The sequence below is a fragment of the Microbacterium neungamense genome (genome assembly GCF_024971095.1).
GTDB classification, from domain to species: domain Bacteria; phylum Actinomycetota; class Actinomycetes; order Actinomycetales; family Microbacteriaceae; genus Microbacterium; species Microbacterium neungamense.
Map to the genome: position 1 here is coordinate 1196989 of NZ_CP069717.1, position 11848 is coordinate 1208836.

Here is an 11848-nt window from a genome sequence, read left to right on the forward strand (position 1 = left end):
TCTTGAACATACCGTTCCCGGTGGCACCGAGGTAGGTCCGCGACGAGGTCGTGTCGCAGGGTCGCCGATCCGGGCGGGCGCCGCCGTGCGACCGGCTACTCGACCCGGAACAGGTGCATGGACGTGCCGGCGATCGGCAGCACGTCGCCGGGGGCGAAGGTGCGCTGCTCCTCGCTCGGGCGCTCCTCGGCGCTGGACCACAGCGAGATGAACGACGTGGCGCCCTCGATCGACTCGGGGAGCCGCACATCGGTCGGGTTCTCGTTGCCGTGCACGATCAGGAGGATGCGGTTGTAGTCCTCCTTGTCGGGCGTGGAGGCGGCGACGTACTGGAGCGTGCGGTTGCGCGGGTCGTTCCACTGCTCCACGTCCATGGTCTCGCCGTTCTGGTCGTACCAGTCCATGACCGACGCGTTCGGGATGTGCTCGCCCAGCCGGGCGTACCGGGACGGGCGCAGCGCCGGGTTCTCGGCGCGCAGCCGGGTCAGCAGCGACACGTGCGCGACGAGGTCCTCCTGCCACGGCTCGTGCTCCCAGTGCAGCCAGGTCAGCGCCGAGTCCTGGCAGTAGGCGTTGTTGTTGCCGCGCTGGGTGCGGCCGAACTCGTCTCCGGCGGTCAGCATCGGGATGCCGGCCGAGAGCAGCAACGTGCCGAGGAGGTTGCGCATCGCCTTCCGCCGCGCCGCGAGGATCACCGGGTCGTCGGTGGGACCCTCCACGCCGTGGTTGAAGGAGCGGTTCATGTCTGCGCCGTCGCGGTTGTTCTCGCCGTTCGCCTCGTTGTGCTTGACGTCGTAGGAGACGAGGTCGTGCAGGGTGAACCCGTCGTGCGCGGTGACGAAGTTGATGCTCGCGAGCGGACCGCGCTCCTCGCTGAACGTGTTCGCCGATCCGGCGAGCCGGCTCGCGAAGCCGCCGATGCCGACCGGGGCCGATGCGCGCCGGGCGTAGTCGATGTCGCTGAGCCAGAAGTTGCGGACCCGGTCGCGGTAGCGGTCGTTCCACTCGCTCCACCCGGTGGGGAAGTTCCCGGTCTGCCAGCCGCCGAGCCCGACGTCCCACGGCTCGGCGATGATCTTCGTGCCCTCCAGGGCCGGGTCGTCGCGGATGGCGAGCAGCAGCGGATGCTCGGGGTCGTACTCGTGGTTGGCGTCGCGTCCCAGGGCGGTGGCGAGGTCGAAGCGGAAGCCGTCGATCTGCATGTCGTTCGCCCAGTAGCGCAGCGAATCCAGCACGAGCCGCGCCGCGGCATCCGTCGCCGTGTTCACCGTGTTGCCGCAGCCGGTGGTGTCCACGTAGGCGCCGTCGGGCAGCTGGCGGTAGTAGAGGGCGTTGTCGATGCCGCGGAAGCCGGAGCGGGGCCCGCCCATGCCCTCCTCGCTGGTGTGGTTGTACACCACGTCGAGGATGACCTCGATGCCGGCCTCGTGCAGCAGCTTGACCATGCCCTTGAACTCGCGCAGCACGGCCTCGGGGCCGCCCTTGCGCGCGCCCTCGGTGGCGTACGCGTAGTGCGGGGTGAAGTAGTTCAGGGTGTTGTAGCCCCAGTAGTTCGTCAGCCCCCGCTCCAGCAGTCGCGGCTCGGGGACGAAGGCGTGCACCGGCAGCAGCTCGACCGCGGTGATGCCGAGCGACTGGAAGTACTCGATCATGGCCGGGTGGGCGAGCCCGGCGTAGGTGCCGTGCAGGGCGGTGTCGACCTGCGGATGCCGCTTGGTGAGCCCCTTGATGTGGCCCTCGTAGATGATGGTGCGGTCGAGCGGGGTGCGCGGCTTCTGCACGCCGCCCCAGTCGAAGCCGTCCTCGATGACGACCGAGCGCCACTCCTCATAGCCGTGGCCCTGGGCGAGGCCGCGGGCGTACGGGTCAAGCAGGAGCGTCTCGGGGTTGAACATGTTGCCCGGTCCGTGCGGGCCGTTCACGCGCAGCGAGTAGCGGGTGCCGGGCTGCAGCAGGTCGGAGGTGACCTCCCAGACGCCGCCCGGACGCCGCTCCAGCGGCACCTGCGCGACCTCCCAGTCGAGGTCGGCGGCGTCGAAGACGACGAGCTCCATGGACGACGCGTTCTGCGACCAGACGCGCAACGTGCCCACACCGTCGTGCAGGCGCACGCCCAGATCGTCGAGGGCGGTGTCCCCGAGGGGCGGAGCGGTCTGCGCGGGCATGACGAACAGCTTATCGCCGGATCGCCGGTTCTGATTCCCGGTCGCATGGGCTGTGAGTCTCGGTCCCGGTACGGGATTCGCGCAGGCGGCGGTGCGAGGATGGGACGATGCGGTTCTACCTCGACCACGCGGCGACCGCGCCGCTGCGCCCGGAGGCCCGCGATGCCTGGATCGCGGCCGGCGCGATCGTCGGGAACGCCGCGTCGACGCACGGGGCGGGACAGGACGCCCGCCGGCTGCTGGAGGAGTCGCGGGAGCGGGCGGCGGCGGTGCTCGGCTGCGACCCCGTCGAGGTGGTGTTCACCTCCGGCGGGACCGAGGCAATCAACACGGCCCTCCGCGGACTGTGGGAGCGGCGCGCGGCGGGGACGGAGGCGATCGTGCTGCCGGATGCCGAGCACCACGCCACGATCGAGACGGTCGCGGATCTCGCCGCGCGCGGTGCGGTGGTGCGTCGCGTCGCCGTGGACTGCCTCGCGCGGATCAACGTCGCGGCCTTCGCGGAGGCTCTCCCGGGTGCGGCGCTGGCGACGGCTCTCGTGGCGAGCAACGAGGTCGGCACGGTCAACGACGTCGCGGGGCTCACCCAGGCGGCGGCGGATGCCGGGGCGCCGCTGCACCTGGACGCGGTCGCGGCCTGGGGTCACCTGCCGCTGTCGTTCCGCGGTCTGCGCGGCGACGCCCCGGACGGCTCCGGGCTCGTGGCGATGACGGTCGCCGGGCACAAGATCGGCGCGCCGGTCGGGATCGGCGGGCTCGTCGTCGCGCGCTCCGCCCGGATCGCACCGCTGCTGCACGGCGGCGCCCAGCAGCGCGGCCTGCGCGCCGGGACGCAGGATGTGCCGGGGGCGGCCGCGTTTGCGGTGGCGCTCGAGGCCGCAGAGGCCGAGCGCGAGGCGGAGTCGGCGCGGCTGGCCGCCCTGCGGGACCGGCTGGTGGACGGCATCCGGGACCGGGTGCCGCGGGCGGAGCTGCTGGGCGATCCTCGGGACCGTCTCCCCGGAAACGCTCATGTGCTGTTCCCCGGCGCTGTGGGGGAGAGCCTGCTATTCCTGCTGGACATGGCGGGGATCGCGGCGTCCACCGGCGCCGCATGCCAGGCGGGCGTCGCCGAGCCGTCGCACGTGGTGATGGCGATGGGGCGCAGCGAGCAGGACGCGCGCAGCGTGCTGCGATTCACGCTCGGCCGCACCTCGACGGATGCCGACGTGGACGCCGTGCTCGCCGTCATCGCCGACGCCTACGCCCGCGCCTCCGGCACCCCCGGTCGCTGAGCGGGCGCGCCACCGGCCCCCGTTCAGCCACCCGCTCGTAGACTGGACGGATGCGGATTCTGGCGGCGATGAGCGGCGGCGTGGACTCCGCCGTCGCGGCGGCGCGGGCGGTGGACGCCGGCCACGACGTCGTCGGCGTGCACCTCGCCCTGTCCCGCGCCGGCGGCACGCTGCGCACGGGTTCGCGCGGGTGCTGCACCATCGAGGACGCCATGGACGCCCGCCGCGCCGCCGACCGGCTCGGCATCCCGTTCTACGTGTGGGACTTCTCCGCGCGCTTCCGCGAGGACGTGATCGAGGACTTCGTGTCCGAGTACCGGGCCGGGCGGACCCCGAATCCGTGCCTGCGCTGCAACGAGAAGATCAAGTTCGCCGCGCTTCTGGAGCGCGCCCTCGAACTCGGCTTCGACGCGGTCTGCACCGGCCACTACGCGACGCTCGTCGAGGGTCCCGGCGGTCTGGAGCTGCACCGCGCCTCCGATTCCGCCAAGGACCAGTCCTACGTGCTCGGCGTGCTCACCGCGGCGCAGCTCGCGCACACCTACTTCCCCCTCGGCGACACTCCCTCGAAGGCGCTCGTGCGCGCCGAGGCGGAGCGCCGCGGCCTCGGCGTCGCGCAGAAGCCGGACAGCCACGACATCTGCTTCATCCCCGACGGCGACACCCGCGGCTGGCTCGCGGAGAAGGTCGGCGCCGCGCGGGGCGACATCGTGGACCGGACCGGCGCCGTGGTGGGCAGCCACGACGGCGCGCATGCGTTCACGGTCGGACAGCGCCGCGGTCTGCGGCTGGGCGTCCCCGCTCCGGACGGGAAGCCGCGATTCGTGCTCGAGGTGCGTCCGGTCTCGAACATCGTGGTCGTGGGCCCGAAGGAGGCGCTCGCGATCGCGGAGATCGCGGGGGAGCGGTTCAGCTGGGCCGGCGCCGCGCCCACGGCATCCGAGTTCCCGTGCGAGGTGCAGATCCGCGCGCACGCCGACCCGGTGCCGGCGACCGCGTTCGTGACCGATGCCGGAGTGCGCGCCGTCCCGGACGAGCCGCTCGACGGCGTCGCCCCGGGTCAGAGCGCGGTCCTCTACGTCGGCACGCGCGTGCTCGGTCAGTTCACGATCGACACCACGGTCTCCGCCGTCCCCGTCGGCGCCTGACCCGCGAATCCCCTGTCCATTTCGCGCGGATCTGTGCGCTTCCCGCGGACGCATCCGCCCGAGGCATCCGCGCGTAGCGCACATGGCCGAGCGAGTGCAGTGCGAGTGCGAGCGCGAGCGACGGATGCCGCGACCCGCACGCACCGAAGTCGCTCGGCGGGACGGCGTGCCGTGTCGACGTCGGTGGCCGCTCGTAGACTGGCCGGGTGCCGGAGAACATCTCGCTGGAAGCCGCCCGCACCGAGGCCGAGGAGCTGACCACCCGCATCCTCGAGGCCAAGGACGCCTACTACGGGCGGGACACCTCGCTCGTCGACGACGCCACTTACGACTCCTGGATGCGGCGGCTGGAGGAGCTCGAGCGGCTGCACCCCGAGCTGCAGGGGCAGGATTCGCCGACGCAGATGATCGGCGCGGCGGAGGGCACCGCCCTCGCGACGATCGAGCACGCCGAGCGGATGCTGAGCCTCGACAACGTCTTCTCGATCGACGAGCTGCGCGACTGGGCCGCCAAGACGCAGGCGGCCGCCGGGCGCGAGGTCGCCTGGCTCACCGAGCTGAAGATCGACGGCCTGGCCATCAACCTCCGCTACGAGGACGGAGTCCTCACCTCCGCGGCCACGCGCGGCGACGGACGTGTCGGGGAGATCGTCACCGAGAACGCCCTGCGGCTCGCCGACATCCCCGAGCGGCTCGCCGGCTCCGGGCATCCGCCGGTCGTCGAGGTGCGCGGCGAGGTGTTCATCCCCGTCGCCGCGTTCGAACGTCTCAACGCCGCGCAGGCCGAGTTCCGCGACCGCGCCGTGGCGGAGGCGCGCAGCCGCTGGGAGTCCCGTGCCGGGGCGAAGCGGCCGTTCGACGAGGACAAGGCGAAGGCCGCCGCGGCCCGCCGCTTCCCGGCCTTCGCCAACCCCCGCAACGCGGCCAGCGGAGGCCTGCGCCAGCAGCTGGACAAGAAGACCGGTCTGGAACGGGAGGCCGGCCTGCTGCGCGTCGACTCCCTGTCGCTCTACGTGCACGGCATCGGCGCCTGGCCCGACCCGCCGGTCGCGGCGCAGAGCGAGGTGTACGACCTGCTCGCGGAGTGGGGACTCCCCACCAGCCCGCACACGAAGGTGTGCCGCAGCATCGACGAGGTCGTCGCCTTCGTCGAGCACTTCGGCGAGCACCGGCACGATATCGAGCACGAGCTGGACGGCATCGTCGTCAAGGTCGATGAGCTCGCGCTGCACGACGAGCTCGGCGCCACCAGCCGGGCGCCGCGCTGGGCCATCGCGTACAAGTACCCGCCGGAGGAGGTGCAGACGAAGCTGCTCGACATCGTCGTCTCCGTCGGGCGCACCGGCCGGGCCACCCCGTACGCCGTGATGGCGCCCGCGCACGTCGCCGGGTCGGTGGTGCGGCAGGCGACCCTGCACAACAAGGACGTCGTGAAGGCCAAGGGCGTCCTCATCGGCGACACGGTCGTGCTTCGCAAGGCGGGGGATGTGATCCCCGAGGTGCTCGGCCCGGTCGTGGAGAAGCGCGACGGCACGGAGCGGGAGTTCGTGATGCCGGAGCGCTGCCCCGAGTGCGACACTCCGCTGCGTCCGATGAAGGAGGGCGACATCGACCTCCGCTGCCCGAACGCCCGGTCGTGCCCCGCGCAGGTGCGCGGGCGGGTGGAGCACATCGGCTCCCGCGGCGCCCTCGACATCGAAGCGCTGGGCGAGGTGACCGCCGCTGCACTCACACAGCCGAGCGTGCCCGAGGTCCCGCCGCTGGAGACCGAGGCCGGGCTGTTCGACCTCACGCTCGAGGATCTCGTCCCGATCGAGGTCGTCGTGAAGGATGCCGAGACCGGCCTGCCCAAGGTCGACGACGACGGCATCGCCAAGACCCGCGCCCCGTTCCGCCGCAACCCGAGCCCGGCGGAGCGCAAGGCGGGGCTCGACGGCCCGCAGCCCTCGTCGCAGGCGCTGAAGCTGCTCGACGAGCTCGAGAAGGCGAAGACGAAGGACCTCTGGCGTCTGCTCGTCAGCTTGAACATCCGCCATGTCGGCCCGGTCGCCGCTCGGGCGCTGGCGCAGTGGTTCGGATCGCTGGACGCCATTCGCGCCGCATCTCGGGACGAGCTCGCCGCGGTCGAGGGCGTGGGCGGCATCATCGCCGACTCGCTACGGGACTGGTTCGCCGTGGACTGGCACCAGGAGATCGTGCAGCGGTGGGCGGATGCCGGAGTGCAGTGGTCCACGCCCGGCCACCCCGGCCCCGGCGCCGCCGGGGCCGGCGGGGGAGTCCTCGAGGGCCTCACCGTCGTGGCGACCGGATCCCTCGAGGGCTACACGCGCGAGGGAGCGCAGGAGGCGATCATCAAGGCCGGCGGGAAGGCGGCCTCGAGCGTGTCCAAGAAGACGGACTTCGTCGCGGCCGGCCCCGGCGCCGGCTCCAAGCTCGCGAAGGCCGAGGAGCTGGGCATCCGCATCCTGGATGCGGCGCAGTTCCACATCCTCGTGACGCAGGGGCCGGACGCGCTCGATGCGTGACGGGCCCGCGGTCAACCCCGACGATCACGGGGAACGCCTCCCAGGAGCCGCGACGCCATCCCGTCGGGGATAGGTCGCGGGCGGGGAGCACCCGGCGCCACGCCATGAGCGCGGCGTCACGGCAGCAGACGGCTCAGGCCCGGTGGCGGGGCTTGCGGGAGGGCCGGTCCTCGCGCCGGGCGTCTCGGCGCCCGCCACCGCGTCCGCCGGTCCCGCGATCCGGCTTGATCTCGATCGGCCGGCCCGAGATGCGGGTGTCCCGCAGCCGGTCGAGCACCGAGCGGTCCAGGTTCGCCGGCAGCTCGACGATGGAGAAGTCGGGGCGGATGTCGATCGCGCCGAAGTCGTCGCGACCCAGGCCGTCCTCGTTGGCGAGAGCACCGACGATCTGCCGCGGCTCGACCCGATGGCGACGCCCCACCTCGATCCGGTACGGGGCGTAGTCGCCACGGCCGCGGCGGGGCCCGCGCGCCTCGCGGTCCGGGCGGTCCGCGCGGTCGGTGCGCTCACGGGGCGGGCGGTTGTCCCGCTCCACGGCTCGGGACAGCTCGTCGGTGGCGGGATCCAGCAGCAGCGGCGTCTCGCCCTGCGCGACGACGGCGAGCGCGGCCGCGACGTCCGCCTCCGGCACATCGTGGTGGCGGACGTAGTGGGCGATGATGTCGCGGAAGCCCTCGATCCGGTCGGTCTCCTGCAGGGCGGCCGTGATCGCGTCGTCGAAGCGCGCCAGACGCGTGGTGTTCACGTCCTCCGTGGTCGGCAGCTGCATCTGCGTCGGCTGCTGGCGGGTGGCCTTCTCGATGTGCTTCAGGAGGTACCGCTCGCGCGGGGTGATGAAGCTGATCGCGTCGCCGGTGCGGCCGGCGCGCCCGGTGCGGCCGATGCGGTGCACGTACGACTCGGTGTCCGTCGGGATGTCGAAGTTCACCACGTGGCTGATCCGCTCCACGTCCAGACCGCGGGCGGCGACATCCGTGGCCACGAGGATGTCGAGCTTGCCGTCCTTGAGCTGGTTCACCGACCGCTCGCGCTGCACCTGCGGCACGTCGCCGTTGATCGCCGCGGCGGAATAGCCGCGGGCGCGGAGCTTCTCGGCGAGGGTCTCGGTCTCGTTCTTGGTGCGGACGAACACGATCATCCCGTCGAAGTTCTCCACCTCGAGGATGCGGGTGAGGGCATCCACCTTCTGCGCGTAGGAGACGACGAGGTAGCGCTGGGTGATGTTCGTGCTAGTCGCGGTCTTCGACTTGACCGTGATCTCCTCCGGGTCGCGCAGGTACTTCTGCGCGAGGCGGCGGATCTGTGCCGGCATGGTCGCCGAGAACAGGGCGACCTGCTTCTCGACCGGCGTCTGGGCGAGGATCTGCTCCACGTCCTCCGCGAAGCCCATCTTCAGCATCTCGTCGGCCTCGTCCAGTACGAGATAGGTCAGTGCGGACAGATCGAGGGTGCCCTTGGCCAGGTGGTCCATGATGCGCCCGGGGGTGCCGACGACGATGTGCACGCCGCGGCGGAGCGCGGACAGCTGCACGCCGTACCCCTGGCCGCCGTACACCGGCAGCACGTGCACGCCCCGCATCCGCGAGGCGTAGGACTCGAACGCCTCGCAGACCTGCAGCGCCAGTTCGCGGGTGGGAGCGAGCACCAGGGCCTGCGGCGTCTTCTGCGACACGTCCAGCCGCTCCAGGACGGGCAGCGCGAAGGCGGCGGTCTTGCCGGTGCCGGTCTGCGCCATGCCGACGACGTCGCGTCCGGCGAGCAGGGTGGGGATGGTCGCGGCCTGGATCGGCGAGGGCGTCTCGTAGCCGAGATCGCGGACCGCTTTCAGCACGGGCCCCGTGATGCCGAGCTCCTCGAATCCGGGGCTCGCGGGCGGTGCGTCGGTCGGGTCGATCGTGTCTGCGTCTTCAGGGCTCACTGGCCAAGGGTAGCGCGCCGCTTTCCGCCGCGGCTGGGAGATGCCCGCCCGCCGCCCTCCACCGGTGGCCGTCTCCGTCCGTCCGCCCTTGACCTGACGTCGTCTACCGGCCGGCGGTGAGCGCGAGCAGCCTCTCCCGCACCTGACGGCGCAGCACCTTGCCGATCAGTGAGCGCGGCAGGTCGTCGACGACGAAGATCCGCCGCGGCACCTTGTACGGGGTGAGGATCCCGCGGGCGAAGTCCCGGATCGCGTCCACGTCCACCTCGGCATCCGGGGCCACCACGACGGCGGCGACGACCTCCTCCCCGGAGTGCTCGCTGGGAAGCCCCACCACTGCGGCATCCGTGACGAGCGGATGCTGACGCAGCGCGTTCTCCACCTCGGTGGGCGCGACGTTGAAGCCGCCGGTGATGATGAGCTCCTTGATCCGGTCCACGATCCGCACGAACCCGTGTTCGTCGATCGTGACGATGTCGCCGGTGCGGAACCACCCGTCCACGAACACCGCCTCGGTCTCCTCGGGTTTGCCGTAGTAGCCGGAGAACACCTGCGGGCCGCGCACGATCAGCTCGCCCGCCGTCCCCGCCGGCACGTCGACCGTCGGGTTCTCCGGGTCCACCACGCGGCACTCCGTGCCGGGCAGGGGGAGCCCGACGGTGCCTGGTACGCGGTTCTCCGCGACCGGGTTGGCCATCAGCACGGGGGAGCACTCGCTGAGTCCGTACCCCTCGACGAGGTAGCCGCCGGTCGCCTCCTCGAACGGGACGACGAGCTCGTGCGGCAGGGCCATCGCCCCGGAGATGGCGATCTCGATGCCGGCGAGGGAGACGCCGTTGCGCCGGGCGGCGGCGAGAAGGCGGTCGGCGATGGGCGGGACGAGCGGCAGGAACGTCGCCGGGTGCTTCTTCACGACCTCCAGCACGAGATCGGGATCGAACTTCGGGAACAGCACCAGACGCGCACCCATCGACATCGCGAAGGTCAGGCACAGCGTGAGCCCGTACGCGTGGAACATCGGCAGCACCGCGTACACGACGCAGCCCTCGCCTCTCCGGATCGACGGCACCCACGCCTGCGCCTGAGCGGCGTTCGCCAGCAGGTTCCGGTGCGTCAGCGCGGCGCCCTTGGGCGTCCCGGTGGTGCCGGAGGTGTACTGGATGATGGCCAGATCGTTGGTCGCCGGCTTCGGGTGGGACGCCGGCAGGGGCGGGCCGGAGACCACGTCGTCCCACGCGATCGCGCCGCGCACGCGCGCGGTCAGCGCGGCCCTGGCCTCCCGCGCCTTCGCGACCGGCAGGCGCAGCGCGGCCCGCATGCGCAGCGGCATGGCACGCGTCACGTCGACGGAGATGAGCGTCGACACGGCGAGGTCGGCGGGGAACTCCTGCACGGTCGCGGCGACCTTGCTCCAGACGATCGCGTGCGCGGCGCCGTGGTCCTCGAACTGCTTGCGCAACTCGCGCGGGGTGTAGAGCGGATTGTGCTCGACGACCACCGCGCCCAGCCGCAGCACCGCGTAGAAGGCGATGATGTGCTGCGGGCAGTTCGGCAGCACGATCGCCACGGGATCGCCCGGGCCGACGCCGAGGTCGCGGAGCCCTGCCGCGGCGCGATCGATGGCCTGCTGCAGCTCGGCGTATGTGGTCTCCGCGCCGAAGAACTGCAGCGCCGTGGCCTGCGGATAGTCGCGGGCGGATGCGGCGACGATGTCGACGAGGGAGCCGTCGAGAGGCGCGAGGTCCTCGGGAACCCCGGGGGCGTAGCTGGCGGTCCAGGGGCGCGGGGGATCGAAGACGGTCACGACCTCCAGCCTATGTGCGAGGGCACTTACGCCGCCCGCGGCCGAGTGCTACCGTCGGGTGCGCCGGGAGTCGGGTGCGCCGGGAGGATGTCATGGGCAGCATCATCGTGGAACAGATCGTCTCCGCCGACGGATACGCCGTCGACGAGCTCGGCGGCATCGACTTCTTCTGGGAGGCCGACTTCGGCGACGAGTCCGATCCGGCGTCCGAGCAGATGCACCGGCTCGCGCGGGTGGACGCCGTGCTGTTCGGACGCCGCACGTACGAGATGTTCGCCGCGTACTGGCCGGAGCGCACCGCCGAGGAGGAGGCCGTCGCGACGTACGTGAACGGGCTGCCCAAATACGTGCTGTCGTCCACCCTGGAACGCGCACCGTGGGGCGAGGGCGAGATCGCCGTGCTCTCGGGAACGGCGACGGATGCCGCGGAGCTGCTGCGCTCCCGTCACGGGGACGTGATCGTGTGGGGCAGCCTCGACCTCACCGACGCCCTCTTCTGGGCCGGCCAGGTCGACGTCCTCCGCCTGAGGATCCTGCCGGTCGTGCTCGGCGCCGGCCGATCCTTCGCCCCCGCGGGCATGCCGCACCTCCGGCTGGAACTGGATCACACCGAGGCGGGCCCCACCGGCATCGTCACCATCGAGTACCGCGCGGCCGGGGATCGCACCGGAGGGGCGGCGTCCCTCTCCTAGACTGGGGTGGTGTCTGAAATCACCCCCGATCTCGTGCGCCATCTCGGCGTGCTCGCGCGCATCAAGCTCACCGACGACGAGGTGACACAGCTGACCGGTCAGCTCGACGTCATCGTCGACAACATCGCGAAGGTGTCGCAGGTCGCCACCCCCGACGTCGTCGCGACCAGTCACCCGATCGCGATGCACAACGTGTTCCGGCCGGACGTCGTGGGTCGGACGCTGACGCAGGATCAGGCGCTGCAGAACGCACCGGATGCGGCGGAGGGCCGGTTCCGCGTCACCGCGATCCTGGGGGAGGAGCAGTGAGCGAGCGGGCAGC

General features: G+C 71.9%; 8 protein-coding genes. 5 read left to right on the forward strand and 3 right to left on the reverse strand.

The window, feature by feature from the left end; genetic code table 11:
- Positions 1-95: 95 nt before the first annotated feature.
- Positions 96-2165, reverse strand: coding sequence for a glycogen debranching protein GlgX (glgX, locus tag JSY13_RS05740; RefSeq protein WP_259608053.1), 2070 nt, complete (start codon positions 2163-2165; stop codon positions 96-98).
- A 107-nt stretch (positions 2166-2272) separates the two neighbouring features.
- Here glgX and JSY13_RS05745 point away from each other — a divergent pair, with 107 nt between their 5' ends.
- The 3 genes from JSY13_RS05745 (at position 2273) to ligA (ending at position 7112) form a co-directional block, all read left to right on the forward strand.
- Positions 2273-3439, forward strand: a complete 1167-nt coding sequence (locus JSY13_RS05745; RefSeq protein WP_259608054.1) for a cysteine desulfurase family protein — start codon at positions 2273-2275, stop codon at positions 3437-3439.
- Between the two features lie 50 nt (positions 3440-3489).
- Positions 3490-4587, forward strand: coding sequence for a tRNA 2-thiouridine(34) synthase MnmA (mnmA, locus tag JSY13_RS05750; protein WP_259608055.1), 1098 nt, complete (start codon positions 3490-3492; stop codon positions 4585-4587).
- Between the two features lie 206 nt (positions 4588-4793).
- Positions 4794-7112, forward strand: a complete 2319-nt coding sequence (gene ligA, locus JSY13_RS05755; RefSeq protein ID WP_259608056.1) for an NAD-dependent DNA ligase LigA — start codon at positions 4794-4796, stop codon at positions 7110-7112.
- Between the two features lie 133 nt (positions 7113-7245).
- Here ligA and JSY13_RS05760 read toward each other — a convergent pair whose 3' ends face one another.
- The gene (locus tag JSY13_RS05760) at positions 7246-9030 is read right to left on the reverse strand and encodes a DEAD/DEAH box helicase (RefSeq protein ID WP_432806442.1); all 1785 of its coding nucleotides are present in this window, start codon (positions 9028-9030) and stop codon (positions 7246-7248) included.
- A gap of 103 nt (positions 9031-9133) precedes the next feature.
- Positions 9134-10834 carry a long-chain-fatty-acid--CoA ligase gene (locus JSY13_RS05765; RefSeq protein ID WP_259608057.1) on the reverse strand — a complete coding sequence of 567 codons (1701 nt, stop codon included), beginning with the start codon at positions 10832-10834 and terminating at the stop codon, positions 9134-9136.
- A gap of 92 nt (positions 10835-10926) precedes the next feature.
- Between JSY13_RS05765 and JSY13_RS05770 the strand changes: the two genes are divergently transcribed.
- Both JSY13_RS05770 and gatC read left to right on the forward strand, forming a co-directional pair.
- Positions 10927-11526 carry a dihydrofolate reductase family protein gene (locus JSY13_RS05770; RefSeq protein WP_259608058.1) on the forward strand — a complete coding sequence of 200 codons (600 nt, stop codon included), beginning with the start codon at positions 10927-10929 and terminating at the stop codon, positions 11524-11526.
- Between the two features lie 9 nt (positions 11527-11535).
- A complete protein-coding gene (gatC, locus tag JSY13_RS05775) occupies positions 11536-11835 on the forward strand; it encodes an Asp-tRNA(Asn)/Glu-tRNA(Gln) amidotransferase subunit GatC (protein WP_259608059.1) in 300 nt (99 codons plus the stop codon).
- Positions 11836-11848 lie beyond the last annotated feature (13 nt).